19 protein-coding genes are annotated in these 18,479 nt (G+C 62.0%); 12 read left to right on the top strand and 7 right to left on the bottom strand.

Annotated elements, in window-relative coordinates; all coding sequences use genetic code 11:
- Positions 1 to 24: 24 nt before the first annotated feature.
- From tolQ to glmM, 9 genes are all read left to right on the top strand, one after another.
- Positions 25 to 816 carry a protein TolQ gene (gene tolQ, locus HKD31_RS05585; RefSeq protein ID WP_194264233.1) on the top strand — a complete coding sequence of 264 codons (792 nt, stop codon included), beginning with the start codon at positions 25 to 27 and terminating at the stop codon, positions 814 to 816.
- Positions 817 to 819: 3 nt separating this feature from the next.
- Positions 820 to 1,260: a protein TolR gene (gene tolR / locus HKD31_RS05590; protein ID WP_024716946.1), complete on the top strand. Its 441-nt coding sequence runs from the start codon at positions 820 to 822 to the stop codon at positions 1,258 to 1,260.
- A gap of 12 nt (positions 1,261 to 1,272) precedes the next feature.
- Positions 1,273 to 2,268, top strand: a complete 996-nt coding sequence (locus HKD31_RS05595) for an energy transducer TonB (RefSeq protein WP_194264232.1) — start codon at positions 1,273 to 1,275, stop codon at positions 2,266 to 2,268.
- Between the two features lie 16 nt (positions 2,269 to 2,284).
- On the top strand, positions 2,285 to 3,646 hold the full coding sequence (gene tolB, locus HKD31_RS05600; RefSeq protein ID WP_194264231.1) for a Tol-Pal system beta propeller repeat protein TolB: 1,362 nt from the start codon (positions 2,285 to 2,287) through the stop codon (positions 3,644 to 3,646).
- 487 nt (positions 3,647 to 4,133) lie between these two features.
- A complete protein-coding gene (pal, locus tag HKD31_RS05605; RefSeq protein WP_062497498.1) occupies positions 4,134 to 4,613 on the top strand; it encodes a peptidoglycan-associated lipoprotein Pal in 480 nt (159 codons plus the stop codon).
- 143 nt (positions 4,614 to 4,756) lie between these two features.
- On the top strand, positions 4,757 to 5,623 hold the full coding sequence (locus HKD31_RS05610) for a tetratricopeptide repeat protein (protein WP_194264230.1): 867 nt from the start codon (positions 4,757 to 4,759) through the stop codon (positions 5,621 to 5,623).
- 23 nt (positions 5,624 to 5,646) lie between these two features.
- Positions 5,647 to 6,882 (top strand): tRNA lysidine(34) synthetase TilS, encoded by a 1,236-nt coding sequence (tilS, locus tag HKD31_RS05615; protein ID WP_228120247.1) that lies wholly within the window; start codon positions 5,647 to 5,649, stop codon positions 6,880 to 6,882.
- A 171-nt stretch (positions 6,883 to 7,053) separates the two neighbouring features.
- On the top strand, positions 7,054 to 8,958 hold the full coding sequence (ftsH, locus tag HKD31_RS05620; RefSeq protein WP_011253213.1) for an ATP-dependent zinc metalloprotease FtsH: 1,905 nt from the start codon (positions 7,054 to 7,056) through the stop codon (positions 8,956 to 8,958).
- Positions 8,959 to 9,051: 93 nt separating this feature from the next.
- Positions 9,052 to 10,410 carry a phosphoglucosamine mutase gene (glmM, locus tag HKD31_RS05625; RefSeq protein ID WP_011253214.1) on the top strand — a complete coding sequence of 453 codons (1,359 nt, stop codon included), beginning with the start codon at positions 9,052 to 9,054 and terminating at the stop codon, positions 10,408 to 10,410.
- A gap of 47 nt (positions 10,411 to 10,457) precedes the next feature.
- Here the strand turns inward: glmM and HKD31_RS05630 are convergent, their stop codons facing one another.
- Positions 10,458 to 11,201 (bottom strand): response regulator transcription factor, encoded by a 744-nt coding sequence (locus HKD31_RS05630; protein WP_194264229.1) that lies wholly within the window; start codon positions 11,199 to 11,201, stop codon positions 10,458 to 10,460.
- 190 nt (positions 11,202 to 11,391) lie between these two features.
- On the opposite strand from HKD31_RS05630, the gene fliI reads away from it, so the two are divergent.
- Both fliI and fliJ read left to right on the top strand, forming a co-directional pair.
- The gene (gene fliI / locus HKD31_RS05635) at positions 11,392 to 12,747 is read left to right on the top strand and encodes a flagellar protein export ATPase FliI (RefSeq protein ID WP_194264228.1); all 1,356 of its coding nucleotides are present in this window, start codon (positions 11,392 to 11,394) and stop codon (positions 12,745 to 12,747) included.
- Positions 12,748 to 12,760: 13 nt separating this feature from the next.
- Positions 12,761 to 13,186, top strand: coding sequence for a flagellar export protein FliJ (gene fliJ, locus HKD31_RS05640; protein ID WP_194264227.1), 426 nt, complete (start codon positions 12,761 to 12,763; stop codon positions 13,184 to 13,186).
- Here fliJ and HKD31_RS05645 read toward each other — a convergent pair.
- From HKD31_RS05645 to HKD31_RS05655, 3 genes are all read right to left on the bottom strand, one after another.
- On the bottom strand, positions 13,168 to 13,599 hold the full coding sequence (locus HKD31_RS05645) for a hypothetical protein (RefSeq protein ID WP_194264226.1): 432 nt from the start codon (positions 13,597 to 13,599) through the stop codon (positions 13,168 to 13,170). The genes fliJ and HKD31_RS05645 overlap by 19 nt on opposite strands.
- Before the next feature lie 69 nt (positions 13,600 to 13,668).
- The gene (locus tag HKD31_RS05650) at positions 13,669 to 14,223 is read right to left on the bottom strand and encodes a hypothetical protein (RefSeq protein WP_194264225.1); all 555 of its coding nucleotides are present in this window, start codon (positions 14,221 to 14,223) and stop codon (positions 13,669 to 13,671) included.
- Positions 14,220 to 15,503, bottom strand: coding sequence for an aminopeptidase (locus tag HKD31_RS05655; RefSeq protein WP_194264224.1), 1,284 nt, complete (start codon positions 15,501 to 15,503; stop codon positions 14,220 to 14,222). The genes HKD31_RS05650 and HKD31_RS05655 overlap by 4 nt, the downstream gene beginning before the upstream one ends.
- Before the next feature lie 54 nt (positions 15,504 to 15,557).
- Between HKD31_RS05655 and HKD31_RS05660 the strand changes: the two genes are divergently transcribed.
- The gene (locus HKD31_RS05660; protein ID WP_338085539.1) at positions 15,558 to 16,409 is read left to right on the top strand and encodes a glycosyltransferase family 2 protein; all 852 of its coding nucleotides are present in this window, start codon (positions 15,558 to 15,560) and stop codon (positions 16,407 to 16,409) included.
- Between the two features lie 53 nt (positions 16,410 to 16,462).
- Here the strand turns inward: HKD31_RS05660 and HKD31_RS05665 are convergent, their stop codons facing one another.
- From HKD31_RS05665 to HKD31_RS05675, 3 genes are all read right to left on the bottom strand, one after another.
- Positions 16,463 to 16,738 carry a hypothetical protein gene (locus tag HKD31_RS05665; RefSeq protein ID WP_024716948.1) on the bottom strand — a complete coding sequence of 92 codons (276 nt, stop codon included), beginning with the start codon at positions 16,736 to 16,738 and terminating at the stop codon, positions 16,463 to 16,465.
- Between the two features lie 137 nt (positions 16,739 to 16,875).
- The gene (gene hisC / locus HKD31_RS05670) at positions 16,876 to 17,943 is read right to left on the bottom strand and encodes a histidinol-phosphate transaminase (RefSeq protein ID WP_194264223.1); all 1,068 of its coding nucleotides are present in this window, start codon (positions 17,941 to 17,943) and stop codon (positions 16,876 to 16,878) included.
- Positions 17,940 to 18,440 carry an ankyrin repeat domain-containing protein gene (locus HKD31_RS05675; protein ID WP_194264222.1) on the bottom strand — a complete coding sequence of 167 codons (501 nt, stop codon included), beginning with the start codon at positions 18,438 to 18,440 and terminating at the stop codon, positions 17,940 to 17,942. Before HKD31_RS05675 ends, hisC begins: the two co-directional genes overlap by 4 nt.
- Between the last annotated feature and the right edge of the window lie 39 nt (positions 18,441 to 18,479).

An 18,479-nucleotide genomic window follows, 5' to 3' on the forward strand; every position in this document is an offset into this window, starting at 1 on the left:
TTTCCTGTTTCGTCATGAAGTGCAATGGAGAGTCCTGACCCGCAAGGGACAGGATCTGTACAGGAGAGAACAGTGGATCATGAGGTAAGTTCGAGTGCGCTTGGGGCGGTCGGTGCGGCCGGTCTTTCGCCTCTGGACCTGTTCCTGCACGCCTCCATCGTTGTAAAGCTGGTGATGCTGGGTCTGCTGCTGTGCAGCGCCGGCGTATGGGCGATCATTGCGGAAAAAATCATTCTCATCCGTCGCGTCAACCGTGAGGCGACCGAGTTCGAGGACCGTTTCTGGTCGGGCGGATCGCTCGACGATCTTTACGAATCCGATGGAGCGCGTCCGACGCATCCGATGGCGGCCGTATTCGGTGCTGCCATGGGTGAGTGGCGCCGTTCTGCACGGATTGGCGGGATCGACCTGTCGCGGGGTGGCGTGCGTGAGCGCGTGGACCGCGCGATCGACATCACCATCATGCGTGAGAACGACCGTCTGACGCGCCGTCTGATCTTCCTTGCGACGATCGGCCCGGTGGCACCGTTCGTCGGTCTGTTCGGAACGGTCTGGGGCATCATGCATTCCTTCGCGTCCATCGCGCAGATGCACAACACGAACCTTTCGGTCGTGGCGCCTGGTATTTCCGAAGCCCTGTTCGCTACGGCGATCGGCCTCGTGACGGCCATTCCGGCCTATATCTCCTATAACGGTCTGAGCAATTCCTTCGAGAAGTTCGCGGATCGCATGGAAGCTTTCGGCACCGAGTTCGCGGCCATCCTGTCGCGTCAGTCCGAGGAACGTGCGGACGATACGACCGGCGGGAAGGCCTGAACCATGGGAATGTCTGCGGGAGGACGGGCTGGAGGTGGCGGACGCCGTAAGCGTCGCCCCGCGTCGGAAATCAACGTCACGCCGCTGGTGGACGTCATGCTGGTGCTGCTCATCATCTTCATGGTGACGGCGCCGATGCTGACCAGTGGCGTCAATGTGGATCTGCCGAAGACGGATGCCAGCCCGGTCAATTCGGATACCAAGCCGATTACCGTGTCCCTGAAGACGGATGGGTCGCTCTATCTGGGGGACCAGCAGGTGACGTCGGACCAACTGATCGACCAGCTCAAGGCACAGTCGCAGAATGATCCGACCCATCGCATTTTTGTCCGTGCCGATGCGCATATCGACTACGGACAGGTGATGCAGGTCATGGGGCAGATCACGTCGGGTGGCTTCACGCATGTTGCGCTTCTCGCGCAGCAGCCCCAGAGCGGCCAGTAAGAGGCCGCTGCCGTGGTGCGTCCACGCCGCTCTGACAACAGGCGCTTTCGTCATGCGCTTTACGGATCAGCCGCCGTTCACCTGGGGCTGATCGCGTATCTGCTTGTGCAGATCCCCCCTGAAAAACCACCCGAGCCGCCTGAGCCCCCCACGGTTCAGATGGAGTTCGAGCAGGCAGGACCGCCGACCCATCCGGTCAAGGGCGATCATCCGGCGCCTGCGCCCGCTCCGGCCCCCGCACCTGTAAAGAACGAGGCGCCTCCTGCACCGACGCCGCCGTTGAAGGCGCCGACGGAAGAGCCGCCTCCGCCACCACCACCGCCTCAGCCCGTGCCGCCTCCGCCGGAGACGCCGCCGCAGAAGCTGCCGGACATCAAGCTGCCGCCGAAGATGACGGACGAGTCGCCCGAGCCTGTGCCAGCGTCGCCGCCTAAACCGTCACCGCCGTCGAAATCGACGATGGTTGCACCACCGAGCCCGCAGACGCAGAAGGCCGACAAGCTGCCGGATATGCCGAAATTCTCGCATATGACGCAGCCGAACGCGGCCAAGAAGACGGAGGCGGACAGTCATTCGCTTCTGGCGACGCTGGATAATTTCCGGGCAGACCAGAAGCAGACCCACGCGCCGACCGCGAAAGCCAATCCGCCGCAGGGTGGTGCGCCGAACGGGGGCGGGGTGCCGAATGGTGACATCACCAAGTCCCTGTCCATGGCGGATCAGAAGGCCATCGGTGGGTCCGTGCGCCGCTGTTATACCGAGGACACCGAAGCGCGGAACTATGCGAGCTTTGTCGCGCATATGGTTGTGACCGTTGATGCGACCGGCGAGGCCCGCATTGTCAAATTTGCGCCTGATACGGCTGCGAAGATGGCGTCTGACCCGTCCTATCGCGTTCTGGCGGAGCGGGCGCGGGATGCGGTGCTGAGCCCCACCTGTGCCCATTTGCCCATTCCCTCCAAGATGCTTGGTCAGACGCATGAACTGCGTTTTGTCTTCAGGCCGTAATCCACGAGGAAGTCTCATGTCCTTCATTCCCGATACCGAAGCCGAGGCCCTGAGCGCGCTGTTCTCGCGCCGCTCCGTTCTGGGAGCGACCGCCGCGGGCGGTCTCCTGGCGACGCCTCTGGTGGCCTTTGCCCAGTCGGGCGCCGCTTCCGGCCCCGGTGAAGCCGAAATCACCGTCGATCAGGCCCGTCAGGAGCCGATCCCCATCGTTGTTCCGAATTTCGGGGCAGGGCTGGGTGAGCAGATTTCTGGCGTGATTACGTCCGACCTGAACGGAACCGGTCTGTTCAAGGTCATGAGCGGCAGTGTGCCGCCGGGCTCCACGCCGGATTTCAGTGCTCTCAAGGCCCAGGGCGCCCGTGCGGCCGTGGCCGGTCAGGCCGTTGGTGCGGGGAGCGTGCGCGTCGAGATGCGTCTGTGGGACGTGCTCTCCGGACAGCAGCTTCAGGGCACGGCCTATACGGCGTCCAACAGCAACTGGCGCCGGATCGCGCATATCATTGCTGACGTGATCTATGAGCGGATGCTGGGCGAGAAGGGCTATTTTGATACCCGCATCGCCTATATCGCCCGGACCGGTCCGCGCCATCACCAGATCACCCGTCTGGCCCTGATGGATCAGGATGGCGCGAACGAGCGTATGCTGACGGGTGGCGAGTGGCTGACACTGACGCCGCGCTTCAACCCGGTGCGCGACCAGATTGCGTTCATGTCTTACGCCAATAACCGTCCGCGCGTGTATCTGTTCGATCTGGCGTCAGGTCGGCAGCAGATCCTGGGCGAGTTCGCGGGCATTTCCTTTGCGCCGCGCTTCTCGCCGACGGGTGGATCGGTCGTGCTGTCCGCCACGCGTGGGGGTGGGTCTGACATCTTCGTTGTCGATCTGGCGTCCCGTGTGAAACGGCAGATCACCAATTCCAACGGTGCGATCGACACCAGCCCGTGCTTCAGCCCGGATGGCAGTCAGATTGTGTTCAACTCCGACCGTGGCGGCAGCCCGCAACTCTACATCATGAGCGCGTCCGGCGGTGGAGCAAAGCGGATCTCCTACGGCAGCGGGCAGTACGGTTCGCCAGTCTGGTCGCCGCGTGGGGATCTGATCGCCTTTACCCGGATCGGCAGCGGAGGGTTTTCGCTCGGTGTCATGAACCCGGACGGTACGGGTGAGCGTATCCTGACGCAGGGCTTTACGGTGGATGGGGCCACGTTCTGCCCGAATGGTCGTGTGCTGGCGTTCTGCCGCCAGAGCGCGTCCGGTGCGGGTGGTGCGGGTTTTGCCTCTGGCATCGGCACGATCGATATTACGGGCTTCAACGAGCGTCCGATCCGGATCTCGACGGGTGCGTCCGACCCGGCCTGGTCTCCGCGGAACGGCTGAGGTCAGGCTCCGCGCTTTCGATTGGAAAGCGCGGATTTTCAGGGGTGAAAACCCCCATATCCCAGAGTCCCGTTGCCGTGCTGATTCGGTCTGTGGCCGTCAGGGCCTCGTGGACCAGCTTCCGATGCTACGCCTGCAGCGCTTGGCTGCCACGCGGGCAGCGCATGTATCCAAACTGCAAAACTTCAATGCTGAGACAAATATGGCGGAATTCTGCCACATTCGTCAGAGTTAGTGTGACATTTCTGCCGAGTTTTGTGGTTCCGAAACTGAATCGAACTTTTCGGCCTTAACCCGCGTTAAGACGACACTTGACCCATGATTTGAGTCATGAGTATGGGCGCTTATGGCCACTGGTTTTCAGGCACGGCAGACAGGGATCGAAACCGACTCCTGCTTGTTCCGGTCTGGGAAGAAGTGGTCCGGGATAACGCGGCATTTTCCGCATTCGGTTCCAGATGTGGGGCCGTTCTCAGGATTGAGACACATGAAGTTCAAGGTATTTGGCGCGCTTGGTCTGGCGCTTGTTCTCGCAGCCTGTTCCAACGGCAACACCAACAAGGGTGACAGCAATGGCGCTGGCGCCGTCGCTCAGGAAGCCGGCCCGACGCCCGGCAGCGAAGCCGATCTGGTCGCCAATGTCGGCGATCGCGTCTTCTACGAGCTGAACCAGTCCCAGCTTTCTGAAGAAGCCCGCGCAACGCTGGACAAGCAGGTTGCCTGGCTTGCCAAGTACCCGCAGGTCAGCATCCAGGTTGCTGGCAACTGCGATGACCGCGGCACGGAAGAGTACAACATTGCTCTCGGCCAGCGTCGTGCAAACGCAGCCCGCGACTACCTGGTCGCCAAGGGTGTGAGCGCTTCGCGCATCACCACGATCTCCTACGGCAAGGACCGTCCGACCGCCGATGGCGATGACGAGCAGTCCTGGGCCCAGAACCGTAACGCCATCACGTCTGTTCGCTGAACCGACGTTTCAGGCCTGACGAACTGGGATGATGAGCGGCCGGGGGATTATCCCCCGGCCGTTTCTGTTTTATGACTGGGCCATGTCGCACGCGAGACCTGCCTGCGTGCCCGTGACCGTGAGTTTGTCTCAGGAGATCCGTTATGGTGCTGTCCCGTTCCCTGCGTGCCGTCTTTCTGGGCACGGCTCTTTCCGTTCTGTCGCCCGTCGTTCCGGTGCTGGCTCAGGATGCCCCTGACAGCGGGGAAATTTCTTCACGCGAAGCCATTGCCCTGCAGGACCAGATCGCATCCCTGCGCCAGCAGCTTTCTCAGGTTCAGAATGGTGGCGGTCTCGCTGCGCCAAGTGCGACGGCGGCTCCGCAGGTTTCGGCCGCAGACGGCAATCTGACGGCGCAGCTTCTGGAGCGTGTTTCGGCTCTGGAAGAACAGAACCGCCAGATGCGGGGGGAGTTGGATCAGCTCAGCAATTCCGTCCGGGATAATCAGGCCAGCGTGTCCAAGCAGATTTCGGACATGCAGTTCGCGTCCCAGAACGGGGGCGGATCACCGGCCCCAGCTCCTGCCAAGGCCGCCACCGAGGAAAAGGCCTCTGCCCCTGCTGCCGAGGCTGCCGAGCAGCCGAAGACGGCTCTGGATGCCCTGAAGGCCGGTAACGCCTCCCTGCATTCCGGCAATTACACGGATGCGGAAAGCAATGCCCGCTTCGCTATCAAGACGGCGCATAGCGTGTCGGGCAAGATGGATGCGCAGTTCCTGCTGGCCCAGTCCCTGGCAGGGCAGAAGCAGTACCGTCAGTCCGCCGTTGCCTATTACGATGCCTATACCAAGGCGCCCAAATCCCTGAAGGCTCAGGACTCTCTGCTTGGCGTAGCGGCATCGATGCTGGCGCTCGGGGATAAAGGATCGGCCTGTCAGGCGCTGGACAAGCTCAAGACCGAGTTCCCTGCGCCCGCGCCGCGTGTGAAGACGGCCGAGACGACATTCCGGAGCCGTGCCGCCTGTCACTGAGCGATGTCTTGCTGAGTTCGGGGATGGCGCATCCAGTCGGGGAGCAGGAGTTTGCCGACCGGATGGCCGGGTTTGGTCCGTGGCCACCCGATATCGATGACGCACCGGTCGGGCTGGCTGTCTCGGGGGGCGCCGATTCCGTGGCGCTCGCGTTTCTGGCCCGTCGCTGGCGGCGGAATGTTGTGGCGTTCGTCGTGGATCATGCCTTACGTCCTGAGTCTGCTGCCGAAGCGCAGCTGACGGTTTGTCGTCTTGCCGCGATGAGTGTGAAGGCCCGGCTTCTGACGCTTGTGCCGTTTCCGAAAGGCCGGATGCAGGAGCGCGCGCGTCAGGCCCGGTTCGAGGCTCTTGAGGCGGCCTGTGTTTCGGAAGGCTGTCTGGATCTGCTGGTTGCACATCATGCCGGCGATCAGGACGAGACGGTGTGGATGCGGCATCTGCGGGCGAGCGGCCCTCTGGGGCTGAGCGGCATCCAGCCTGTTTCCGTTCGCGGACGTATCCGACTGATCCGGCCGCTTCTTGCGTTTCCCACAGCGCGTCTGCGCCTGACTCTGCAAGCGGAAAACCTGCCCTGGATCGAGGACCCGTCGAACGCCAACCGGCGTTTCGAGCGGGTTCGTCTGCGGCAGGATCTGACGCCGGAGCAGAGACAGGAAGCCCGTGCTCTGCACCAGGATGCCCTACAGGAACGTCAGCGCCTTGAGGCGGAACTGGCGGGACAGCTTGGGCGCCATGCCGTCTGGTATCCGCAGGGCTGGGTTTTTCTCGGGCAGGAGGGAGTGGACGAAGAAGCCCTGTCAGTTCTGATCCGGCTGGTTTCGGGAAATCCCTATCGTCCGGCGCGTGAGGCTGTGCGGACCCTGATGACACAGGGATATGGAACGCTGTCAGGGGTTCAGGTCCGGCCGGCGGGGCGCTTCGGGGACGGGATCATTCTGGTGCGGGAGGAAAGGGCGCTTGGTCCGGCCGTTCCTGCGAAGGCCGCAGTGCTCTGGGATGGACGCTGGCGTCTTCTGACCGCCGATCTTCCGCAGGGGAGTCTGATCGGGCCGCTGGGGGATGCCGTTCACGCGCTGGATCTGCGCAGGCTGGGCATGCCTTATGCGGCTGCCCGCTGTCTTCCGGGCGTGTGGCATGAGGGGCGACTGGTTTTGGGGCCGCGTCTGGGGGAGAGGGCCAAGGGCGAAATTGCCGGTGAGGCGGATTTTGTCTGGTCGTCCGGCGTTCCTGCGACGGGGGAAAATCATTTCAGGACGTAAAAAGCGCTTCAAAAACGCAAGAAATGCGTTTTCCTGCCCCCGATGGGGTAGGATCGTGGACGCGGAGGCTTATGTTATGAAGTCAACGCAGAATGTGACCGGTCGGCCAGTTGTGACGGGGGTTCCCGGACCGCATCTGACGGAACAGTCTGAAGGACGACAGAGAGCGAGATGAACAATTTAGGCCGTAACGTCGCGATCTGGGTGGTCATCATCGTGGTCGGAATGGCAGTGCTGACAGCCTTCCAGCCCGGTGGCGGCCAGCATGCAGCCCAGCAGATCGCCTATTCCGATTTCATCCATGATGTGGACCAGCATCAGGTCCGTTCGGTTGTGATCCAGGAGCAGAATGTCTCCGGGACACTGACGAACGGAACGTCTTTCGAGACCTATGCTCCGCTTGATCCGAGTCTTCCGGCCCGTCTGACAGCCGCGAATGTCGAAGTGACGGCAAAGCCGATGGAAAGCGGCGAAAGCCCGATCCTGCGTTATGCGAGCGCCTATCTGCCGGTTCTGCTTCTGCTCGGGCTGTGCTTCATGGTTTTCCGCCAGATGCAGGGCGGTGGCGGCCGGGCGATGGGCTTCGGCAAGTCTCGCGCCAAGCTGCTGACAGAGAAGACCGGTCGCGTGACGTTTGAAGACGTCGCCGGGATCGACGAGGCGAAGTCCGAGCTTCAGGAAATCGTCGAGTTCCTGCGTGACCCGCAGAAATTCACCCGTCTGGGCGGCAAGATCCCCAAGGGTGCGCTGCTGGTCGGACCTCCTGGGACCGGTAAGACGCTGCTGGCACGCGCCATTGCGGGCGAGGCAAATGTGCCGTTCTTCACGATTTCCGGTTCGGACTTCGTGGAAATGTTCGTCGGTGTTGGTGCATCCCGTGTGCGTGACATGTTTGAGCAGGGCAAGAAGTCCGCGCCCTGCATCATCTTCATCGACGAAATCGATGCGGTTGGTCGTCATCGTGGCGCCGGTCTGGGCGGAGGTAACGACGAGCGCGAGCAGACCCTCAACCAGATGCTGGTCGAGATGGATGGTTTCGAGAGCAATGAGGGTGTGATCCTGATTGCCGCGACCAACCGTCCGGATGTTCTGGACCCGGCTCTTCTGCGTCCGGGCCGTTTCGACCGTCAGGTTGTCGTGCCAAACCCGGATGTGGCCGGTCGTGAGAAGATCCTGCGCGTTCACATGCGCAAGGTGCCGCTCTCGTCGGATGTTGATCCGAAGGTCATTGCACGGGGTACGCCGGGTTTCTCCGGTGCGGATCTGTCCAATCTCGTGAACGAAGCTGCGCTGATGGCGGCCCGTCAGGGACGGCGGACTGTTGGTATGGCGCAGTTCGAAGAGGCCAAGGACAAGGTCATGATGGGGGCGGAGCGCCGTTCCATGGTCATGACCGAGGACGAGAAGCGCTCGACGGCCTATCACGAATCCGGACATGCCATCTGCGCGATCTTCACGCCGGGAAGTGATCCGATCCACAAGGCGACCATCGTGCCGCGTGGCCGGGCGCTGGGTCTGGTTATGACCCTGCCGGAGAAGGACAATATTTCCTACAGCCGCAAATGGTGCTTGGCTCGTCTGGTCATTGCCATGGGTGGCCGCGTGGCCGAGGAAATCATCTTTGGACGCGAGGAAGTCAGCGCCGGTGCTTCGGGCGACATCAAGAGCGCGACCGATCTTGCACGGCGCATGGTCACCGAATGGGGCATGAGCGACACGCTTGGCATGATTGCTTATGGCGATAACGGGCAGGAAGTGTTCCTTGGTCATTCCGTGACCCAGAGCAAGAACATTTCGGAAGAGACGGCCCGGGAAATCGACAAGGAGGTCAAGGTCCTGATCGATACGGCTTACAAGCAGGCCCACGATCTGCTGACGACCCGTATCGATGACCTGCATCGCCTGACTGCAGCGCTTCTGGAATATGAAACGCTGACGGGTGAGGATGTTGGTCGCATCATGCGCGGTGAGGCCATCGAGCGTACATCGGACGATGAACAGGTTCCCGATAACCGTCGTGCATCTGTTCCGACCACGCGTCCCGGCGCGTTTGATCCGGCGCCTCAGGCGGGGTAATCAGGCAGCCAATCGCACCAACGGGCGCGTCATCGGGATATTTCCCGGTGCCGCGCCTTTTTCATTTCTGGCAGACAGGCAGGATTCTTCATTATGGCCACCAAAAGGTCTCTGTTCGGTACTGATGGCATCCGGGGAACGGCCAATACCGCGCCCATGACGGTCGAGATCGCACAGAGACTGGGGCAGGCGGCCGGCCTGTATTTCATGCGCAGCCAGAACCGCCGGCATAGCGTCGTGCTCGGCAAGGATACGCGTCTTTCGGGCTATATGCTGGAATGTGCCCTGGTTGCGGGCTTCCTGTCGGCCGGGATGGACGTCATTCTGGTCGGACCGCTACCCACGCCTGCCATTGCCATGCTGACGCGCTCTCTCCGGGCGGATCTGGGGGTGATGGTCTCGGCATCGCACAACCCCTTTACCGACAACGGCATCAAACTGTTCGGACCGGACGGTTTCAAGCTTTCTGACGAGGTGGAAGGCGAGATCGAGGACCTGATGTCGCAGGACCTCTCCGCACGCTTGGCGTCACCGGCGCAGATTGGCCGGGCGTCACGTCTGACGGATGCGGCCGGACGGTATATCGAGAATGCGAAGGCCTCTTTTCCGCGGGGTCTGCGGCTGGATGGCTTGAAGATTGTCATCGACTGTGCCAACGGCTCGGCCTATCGCGTGGCGCCCACGGCCCTGTGGGAGCTTGGTGCGGAAGTCATCAAGATCGGCTGTTCGCCTGATGGGCTGAACATCAATGACGGCGTGGGGTCAACGCATCCTGAAACGCTGTGTGCAGCCGTCAGGGAGCATGGGGCGGATTTCGGTATTGCGCTGGATGGTGATGCGGACCGTGTCCTGATTGCAGATGAGAACGGCAATCTTGTCGACGGGGACCAGATCATCGGTCTGATTGCAGCCTTCTGGAAGCAGCATGACCGGTTGCGGGGCAATACGGTGGTGACGACCGTCATGTCCAATATGGGGCTGGAAAAGGCCCTGGCGGAGAATGGTCTCGAACTTCAGCGCACGGCGGTTGGTGATCGCTATGTCGTGGAACGGATGCGGGAAATCGGGGCCAATCTGGGCGGCGAGCAGTCCGGTCACATGGTCCTGTCGGACTATGCCACCACGGGCGATGGTCTGATTGCGGCATTGCAGGTCCTGGCAGTGTCCGTCGAGACCAAGCGGCCTGCCAGCGAGATCTGCCGTTTCTTCACGCCCTATCCGCAGCTTCTGAAAAATGTCCGTTATTCAGGGACCAGCCCGATGAGTAGCCCCGATCTCGCTGCGGCCAAGGCCTGGGCGGATGAGCGGCTGGCCGGAAGTGGTCGTCTTGTCCTGCGGGCGAGCGGGACTGAACCGCTGATCCGTGTCATGGCCGAAGCGCAGGATGAAGCGCTGGTGCATGAAGTCGTGGACCATGTCTGTGATGTCATCCGCGCGATCGCGCACGCTTGACACCGTCGGATCGTGAACGGGGAGCTGTCTGATCCCCGGAGGGTGGTTCAGATGGCCGCGACGGTTGCGGGAACGCTGTTTCTGGAAATAGCATCAGTTGCGGCAGGAATTTCCGCGGTGTCGTCTTCGCGCAGGATGTAGCCGCGTCCCCAGACGGTCGCGATCAGGTTTCCCGCGCCGACATTCTGGAGTTTGCGACGCAGCTTGCAGATGAAGACGTCGATGATCTTCATTTCCGGCTCGTCAATGCCGCCATAAAGGTGGTTGAGAAACGCGTCCTTGGTCAGGACGGATCCCTTGCGGATCACCAGCAGTTCCAGAATAGCATATTCCTTGCCCGTCAGGTGCAGCGGAGCGCCGTCAACGGTGACGTTCTTGCCGTTCAGATCCAGTTCCAGATTGCCGACGCGAAGCTTGGGCTCGGCAAAGCCACGGGAGCGCCGCATGACGGCCTGCAGACGGGCGACCAGTTCGCCGGCGTCGTAAGGCTTGGTCATGTAGTCGTCCGCGCCCATGGAGAAGGCCCGGATTTTTGCCTGGGGCCGCAGCAGGGCGGACAGGACAAGAATGGGCGTCGTGATACGCGCGGCCCGGGCGCGGCGAATGACTTCGTAGCCTTCAAGATCGTTCAGCATCAGTTCGAGCACCACCACATCGTAGTCGTAGTGGCGAAGCATCTCGATGGCCTCTTCGCCAGACGGCGTGTGATCCACGGTGAAAGACGCGGTCCGCAGGATCTGGGACAGTGTGGCGGCGGCTGACTGATCGCTGTCGACAAGAAGGATACGCATTTTTTCAACTCCCGGCTTGGTGAAGCAATGGTTACTACTCAAGGTTGTGACTGTCGATAGATATGGATCAAAAATCGTAAAATTGTCATTATTTTTCTCGTCAGAGGGGAACGTTAGCGTTCTCTTAAGGGTATGGCTGTAGGGTTGAAAGATCGGAATAATCCGCAGGAAACGGTCAGAAACTGCCATTATGGACGACTACGACGCACTGCTTGAAAGGCTTTCGAACCTCACCTGCGACTGGGTTGTAGGAAGCGTTAAAGACGTTATCGGTCTCTGCCTGACCGTTATCGGACTCGAAGGTTTCATTACGATTGGGGACCGAGTCGCGGTGAAGGCACGTGACGGAAGAGTTGTGCAATCCGAGGTTGTGGGCTTTCAGGGCGATGTCGCGCGGCTCATGTCCTTCGGGCCTCTGGACGGAATTGGTCCGGGCTGTGAGGCCAAGATTCCGCTGAACCGTCATGATGGTGGCCTTGGCGTCAATGAAAGCTGGCTGGGCCGCGTGCTGGATCCGCTGGGACAGCCGATCGACGGGAAGGGGCCTCTGTTTCCGTCGTTTGAGCGGCAGCCGGTCCAGTGTCCTCCGCCCAATGCCGCAAGCCGGGCGCGGCTTGGCGAGCGTATCGACCTCGGGGTCCGAGCGCTTGATACTTTCACGACGTGCCGGCACGGACAAAGGCTGGGGCTTTTCGCGGGGTCGGGTGTCGGGAAATCGACATTGCTGTCCATGCTCGCCCGGGGCGCGGACTGTGATGTCGCCGTGATCTCGCTTGTGGGTGAGCGTGGACGCGAGGTGCGGGAGTTCATCGAGGATGATCTCGGACCGGAAGGGCTGGCGCGGAGTGTGCTGGTGATTGCGACTTCGGATTCCCCCCCGCTGATGCGTCGCGAAGCCGCCCTGTCCGCCATGGCCATCGCGGAATATTTCCGGAACCAGGGCAAATCGGTCCTGCTGCTGATGGACAGCGTGACGCGGTTCTGCATGGCGCTGCGTGAAATCGGTCTGTCAGCCGGAGAGCCGCCTGCGACACGGGGATATCCGCCTTCGGTGTTTGCCGAACTGCCGCGTCTTCTGGAGCGGGCAGGCCCTGGCTATGCCGATCAGGGGATGATCACGGCGCTTTTCACGGTTCTCGTGGAAGGGGACGACCAGAATGAGCCGGTTGCGGATGCCGTGCGTGGTATTCTGGACGGGCATATTATCTTGGATCGCAAGATTGGTGAGCAGGGGCGGTATCCTGCCATTGATGTTCTGCGCTCTCTGTCGCGCGCGGTTCCGGGATGTAATTCACCCGAAGAAAACGCCCTCACGCAGCGTGCGCGTGCCGCGATGGCGACCTATCAGCGGATGGCGGACATGATCCGGCTGGGGGCCTACAAGCCCGGAACGGATCGCGAGGTGGACGAGGCCATTGCCCTGATGCCGAAGCTGAATGCATTCCTGTCTCAGGGACGAAATGAACGCTCCACGCGCGCGGAGGCCTTTGAACAGCTGGCACAGATCATGCAGCCGCCGCAGAACGTCCCCCCGAATAAATCGTAAAGGAGCTCACATAATGGAACGCTCACCTCTCGAAACACTGATTACTCTGCGGGAGCAGGAACTGGATCTTGTGGAACGCAGCTTCGCAGAGGCCGTGGCGCGGGAAACGGCTGCGGAAGAAAAACTGGCTACGGCCCAGGCGGAGATCCTGAGCGAACAGCGGATCGCATCCAGTCCTACGGCGGATGACGGGGCTGTGGAAGCATTCAGCCGGTGGCTGCCTGCCGGGCGGCAGGCGGTTCTGGAAGCGCGCGAGCGCTGTCGGGAAGCGGCGATGGATCGCGAGGCGGTGCGTTCAGCCCTGATCGCTGCCCGGGCGGCCATGGAGGCCGTCAGGACATTGCGTGAAGAGCAGAAAGAGGAAGAGCGGCAGGCTGACCTCAGAAAGGAGCAGAACGTCCTCGATGAACTCGCGGTCCGTCAGTTCGGCAGGTCGTGAGACGATCCATACCCGCGTAAGGCCGTCTCGATCTGGGTTGCGGTTCCGATCAGGGCGCAGGCGACCGGGTGGGTGCTGTCACGGACGAAAGCCAGGACAAGGTCGGGATCGCTTGGGAAAAGATCGCTTTGCAGCGTGATGACGGGCGTCATTTCGCCGTTGCGGGATGCCCCTTCGGCCGCATGGGAGAGAAGGTGGGCAACGGCTTTTTCAAGTGCGGGAAGAATCACTGTGTGGGGGGCGTCATGCTGTGCGGCATGGGTTGCGATCAGTTCATCCCAGCCGGCACGGGTTACGAAAGCGGGGATGCCGTCAGGGGGCGTGTCGCGCTCGGCGCGCAGGAGGGCGCCGGACTGGGCCATGCCGAGGATATCCAGGGCAGGGAGAATCGCGGGGTCGAGTTTGATGGACATTTGGGTCTTTGGTTCGCGGGTGGGAGAGGCCGGCTTATTTCCACGGAAGGCGCGGCCTCTGTGCCGTTTTCAGTGCGGCGGGTTGCCCATGGCCTGCATCAGGGCCGTGACCTGCTCGGGTTGGGCCTTGAAGAGGGCGACATTGGACGGGTTGGGGCTGGGCATTCCCGTCGGGAGCTGTCCGTTGCTGGCGGCCAGGGTCATGCCGAATGTGGTCATGCCCATGACAAAGCTCTCGGGTGTGAAACCGTGGCTTTGCAGGACGGGGGCCAGTCCCGGCACCTGACTGATCTGCCGGATCGTGTCTGAGAGGCTCGTGCCATGGGAATTGGGGGGCTGGATATTGCGGGCCTGGAGTTCGGCGATCGTCGCTGCGGCACGGGTCATGAAGTCAGGCGGTAGCGGGTAATGCATGGCCCGCTCCGTATCCGCGCGGACCTGGGGGGAGATCTGCTGGGTTTGCTGCGGCGCGCCCTGAAGGGGCGTGCTTCCGTCAACCTGGGTCTGGCTTTGGGCGCCACCCTGATAAGCGGAGGGCGGATAGGACTGTGCCTGGGCTGCCAGTGGCAGCATTGCAGCGGAAACGAGGAGGGCGGAGAGCCCTGTCATGCGGGGAAATGTCATGCCTGCACCCATTCGCCAGCGCGCATCAGTGGCACGCGGTTGCCATTCTTGAGACCATCAAGGTCGATCTTGTCCGAACCGATCATCCAGTCAATGTGGATGAGGGAGTCGTTGACGCCTCGCTCCAGCAGTTCTTCCGGCGTCAGGCCTTCGATATCGACCATGCACTTCGTATAGGCCTGACCGAGAGCAATGTGGCTGGACGCATTTTCGTCGAATAGCGTGTTGCGATACAGGATCTTGCTGGCCGAGATGGGCGAGGAGTGCGGCACGAGGGCCACTTCACCGATCCGGGCTGCGCCTTCATCGGTGCTGAGGATGCGCTTGAGCACGTCTTCGCCATGGCTTGCGGATGCTTCGACGATCCGTCCGTTTTCAAAGCGGACCGAGATGTTGTCGATCAGCGTGCCCTGATGGAACAGCGGCTTGGTGCTGCTGACCCGGCCATCGACCTTGCTGCGATGGGGGGTCGTGAAGATTTCTTCCGTGGGAATGTTCGGGTTGCAGACAATGCCATTGCCCGATTTTTCCGATCCACCCGCCCAGAGATGACCGTCAGCAAGGCCGACTGTCAGATCGGTGCCGGGGCCGCTGAAATGCAGGGCCTCGAAGCGGCTGTCATTCATGAACTTCGCCCGGACATGCAGGGCGGCGTTATGAGCTTTCCATTCGGCGATGGGGTCGGCCACGTCGACGCGGGAAGCTTTGAAAATTCCGTCCCACAGGGCGGTGAGTGCCTTATCGGCCGGAAGCTCCGGGAAGACCTGTGCGGCCCAGGCCGGGGTGGCGCAGGCGATGATGTTCCAGTTCACGGCGAACTGCGTAATGATTTCCATCGCCGGGCGATTGGCCTTGGAATTGGCGCGGTTGGCCCGGGAAATGCGCTCGGGGTCCTGGCCCTTCAGAAGGGTCGGATTGGCGCCCGTGATGGCCATGCGGGCTGCGCCTTCACGGAAAGCGCGGGCCATGCCGTCAGCCAACCATGTGGGTGCGACGTCGAAGGCTTCGTCCGGGGCGTGGATGAAGCGGGCCAGCGTGGTCTCGTCATCCGCATACAGCGTCGTCACCAGGGAGGCGCCGGCCTTGTAGGCGTGTTCCGTTACGCGACGGACAAGCGGGACGGCGGCCAAAGGTGCTGTGATGAGAAGCTGCTGGCCCGGCGCGATGTTCAGGCCAACGCGGACGGCAACCTCGCCCAGGCGATCAAGCAGTTGTTCGTGCGAAAAGGTGGAAGGAGCGGACACGTTGGACTCTTTCGCAGTGATCATTCTGTCCGTCATGGTGTGCCCTGTGGCGCCGAAGTGCAAGAGAGCAGCGCGGGCTTAGGCTGTGACGTGACAGGTCTGCGGACGCGCAGTATCGTCGCCGGCATGGAACCCGGACTTCACATTTTCGCCGATGCCGGCGAGCCAGACCAGCGGCCGTTTGATGTTGCGGTCGTCATGCCGAGCCTGCTGCGACCGAGTATCGTCCGGGCACTCCAGTCCATCTTCGCGCAGCAGAGTGGATTGCGGGTTCAGATCATGATCGGGCTGGATAGGGCGCCAGGAGAAGGTGCGGACGAACTGCTGCAGCGTGCAGTCGAGGGACGGCCGCCGGGCTGGGCTGTTGAAGTTCTGTGGCCCGGCTATTCCACGTCCCAGAGGCATGGCGGGTTTGGCCGTGCAAAGGATGGGGGCGTGTTGCGCAGTGTGCTCAGCCAGCTTTCGAATGCGCCGCGGATTGCTTACCTCGACGACGACAACTGGTGGGCGCCGGATCACCTGTCTTCCCTGCTGACGGCGATCGAGGGGCAGGACTGGGCCTGGGCCGGGCGCTGGTTCGTGCATCCGAGGACGCTGACATCCATCTGCGAAGATCAGTGGGAGTCCGTCGGGATCGGGGGCGGAATTTTCCGGGAAAGCTATGGCGGGTTTGTCGATCCGAACTGTCTGATGATCGACCGGACGCGGGTGCCGGAAGCTCTGGACATGTGGAACCAGCCTCTGGCCGGAGACAGGACGCAGATGACGGCGGACCGGAATGTTTTCAGATTGCTGAAGGACAGGCCAGGCAGGCCGACCGGCGAATATACGGCGTATTATGTCCTGACCGAGACCGACGGGCTTCACCCGACCCGACTGCGGCTGATAGGGCCGGCGGCCTGGGATGCGGCGTCCGGGAAAACGGTCGCTCAGGACGCCTGATGCAAAACGGCCGGTGCAGAGGAAGTCTCTGCACCGGCCGTCTCGGCCGCCAATTACATGGAGCGGATCGTGTTGCGACGCGGCGGGCGGCGCTGGCGGTCGGACTGGGCGTCCGGATTGGCGGCCTTGGCAGCCTTTTCACGCGCGATGGTGCGCAGTTCGACTTCCAGTTCGCGGATGCGGCGCTGGATGCTCTCCTTCAGCGTCGGAGAGGTGTGGGACTTCATGGACGCGATCGTTTCCTTGAGGTCCCGGAGCTGTTTTTCCTTTTCGGCCTGATTACGGCGAATAGGCTGGTTGTCGGACATCTGTCCCTGAAATGCACGCATGTGTTCGTCTTTCCGCATGAAGCATTCACGGGCCTCCCGCTCATCCGGGGATGGCGGGATGGAACACGCAAAAGCGTGCCCGGCTGGCCCTGTCTGGCTCATGATTATGGGGGACGGAGTATTACCGTCCGGTTAATTCAGGATCGGGGAGAAAGGATGTCCCGCAAAGCGTCTGTCAGGCGTATGCAGGCTTCGTCCGTTCCGATCGAGATGCGCAGCCAGTCCTGGATGCGCGGGGTTGAGAGATGCCGGACAAGGATCGCCCGCTCGCGCAGGGCGGCGGCGATGGCTCCGGCTTTGTGCGCCGGGTGGTGCACGAGAACGAAGTTGGCACAGGATGGCAGGACTTGGAAGCCAAGATTTTGCAGATCCGGGACCAGCCTGTCACGGCTGGCGATGACGCGCGCCGTGATATCCGCAAGCCAGTCGGTATCCTGGATCGCGGCGATGGCCCCGGCCTGTGCCGGACGGGAGAGGGGATAGGAATTGAAGCTGTCCTTGACCCGGATGAGACCTTCGATCAGCTCCGGGGAGCCGATCGCAAAACCCACACGCAGCCCTGCCAGGGCATAGGACTTGGACAGCGTCTGGACCACCAGAAGATTGTCATACCGGTGTGTCAGTTCAATGGCGGACTGCGCCCCGAAATCGACATAGGCCTCGTCGATGATGACGGTCCGGTCCGGATGACGCTTCAGGAGCATCTCGATCTGCTCCAGCGGCAGGGCGATGCCCGTATTCGCATTGGGATTGGCGACGATGATGCCACCGCAGTCGCCGGTATAGGCGTCGATGTCGATCGCAAAATCGTCATTGAGCGGGATGTGGCGGAACGGCTGTTCGAACAGGCCGCAATAGACCGGATAGAAGCCGTAGGTCACATCCGAGAACAGGACCGGCGCATCATCGTGGAACAGGGCGCGGAAGGCATGGGCCAGCACTTCGTCCGAGCCATTGCCGACGAAAACGCGGTCTGCCGTTGTGCCGAAGCGGGCGGCAATGGTGTCGCGCAGAACTGCCGCCGTCGGGTCCGGATACAGGCGCAGGTCATCCGATGCGGCGTCCCGGATGGCTGCCAGCGCCTTCGGGCTCGGGCCGTAGGGAGACTCGTTCGTATTGAGCTTCAGCAGGTCCGCGACCTTGGGCTGCTCGCCCGGGACGTAAGGGTGCAGGTCACGCACCCGGCGGTTCCAGAAACGGCTCATGCGGGTATTCCGGTGAACAGGCTGCTCATGAGCTGGCGTTCGGCAAGGACGCGGGCGGAGACGCCGTCCGCGTCTTTCAGGTCAGGGTTCGCTCCGGCTGCCAGAAGGGTTCTGGCCATCTCTTCGCGGTTGAACATGATGGAGAACATCAGCGGCGTGCGACCGGCATGATTGGCATGATCCACCTGAGCACCGTGATCGAGCAGAAGCTTTGCGATGTCGGTCAGGCCCTTGAAGGCGACGCCGGAGAGCGCCGTGGCGCCCTTGAGATCGGTTGCTTCCGTATCGGCGCCGCGGTCCAGCAGCAGGCGCGTGGCGTCGGCGTGGCCGTTATAGGTGGCGACGATCAGCGCGGTGTATCCGCGGCTGTCGGGCGTATCGATGGCCATGCCGGCGTCCAGAAACTGGGTCAGGAGGTCGGTATCGCCTTCACGGGCCGCGTCGATGAACAGGGCGGTGATCTGGTCTGACGTGAAAGTGACGTTCTGGGCGTTCATGACGGTTTCCACATGGCGGTGTCCCCTCGCGGGGTGTTG

It is taken from the genome of Gluconobacter potus, from assembly GCF_015244705.1.
Lineage (GTDB): Bacteria > Pseudomonadota > Alphaproteobacteria > Acetobacterales > Acetobacteraceae > Gluconobacter > Gluconobacter potus.

Bases quoted from the DNA above. Each gene is read 5' to 3' on its own strand.
- HKD31_RS05675 (WP_194264222.1), bottom strand. From the start codon at position 18,440: ATGAACGCCCAGAACGTCACTTTCACGTCAGACCAGATCACCGCCCTG.
- HKD31_RS05665 (WP_024716948.1), bottom strand. From the start codon at position 16,738: ATGCGTGCATTTCAGGGACAGATGTCCGACAACCAGCCTATTCGCCGT.
- HKD31_RS05630 (WP_194264229.1), bottom strand. From the start codon at position 11,201: ATGCGTATCCTTCTTGTCGACAGCGATCAGTCAGCCGCCGCCACACTG.
- hisC (WP_194264223.1), bottom strand. From the start codon at position 17,943: ATGAGCCGTTTCTGGAACCGCCGGGTGCGTGACCTGCACCCTTACGTC.
- HKD31_RS05655 (WP_194264224.1), bottom strand. From the start codon at position 15,503: ATGACGGACAGAATGATCACTGCGAAAGAGTCCAACGTGTCCGCTCCT.
- tolB (WP_194264231.1), top strand. From the start codon at position 2,285: ATGTCCTTCATTCCCGATACCGAAGCCGAGGCCCTGAGCGCGCTGTTC.
- fliI (WP_194264228.1), top strand. From the start codon at position 11,392: ATGGACGACTACGACGCACTGCTTGAAAGGCTTTCGAACCTCACCTGC.
- pal (WP_062497498.1), top strand. From the start codon at position 4,134: ATGAAGTTCAAGGTATTTGGCGCGCTTGGTCTGGCGCTTGTTCTCGCA.
- HKD31_RS05645 (WP_194264226.1), bottom strand. From the start codon at position 13,599: ATGTCCATCAAACTCGACCCCGCGATTCTCCCTGCCCTGGATATCCTC.
- tolQ (WP_194264233.1), top strand. From the start codon at position 25: ATGGAGAGTCCTGACCCGCAAGGGACAGGATCTGTACAGGAGAGAACA.
- ftsH (WP_011253213.1), top strand. From the start codon at position 7,054: ATGAACAATTTAGGCCGTAACGTCGCGATCTGGGTGGTCATCATCGTG.
- HKD31_RS05610 (WP_194264230.1), top strand. From the start codon at position 4,757: ATGGTGCTGTCCCGTTCCCTGCGTGCCGTCTTTCTGGGCACGGCTCTT.
- tilS (WP_228120247.1), top strand. From the start codon at position 5,647: ATGGCGCATCCAGTCGGGGAGCAGGAGTTTGCCGACCGGATGGCCGGG.
- glmM (WP_011253214.1), top strand. From the start codon at position 9,052: ATGGCCACCAAAAGGTCTCTGTTCGGTACTGATGGCATCCGGGGAACG.
- tolR (WP_024716946.1), top strand. From the start codon at position 820: ATGGGAATGTCTGCGGGAGGACGGGCTGGAGGTGGCGGACGCCGTAAG.
- HKD31_RS05650 (WP_194264225.1), bottom strand. From the start codon at position 14,223: ATGACATTTCCCCGCATGACAGGGCTCTCCGCCCTCCTCGTTTCCGCT.
- fliJ (WP_194264227.1), top strand. From the start codon at position 12,761: ATGGAACGCTCACCTCTCGAAACACTGATTACTCTGCGGGAGCAGGAA.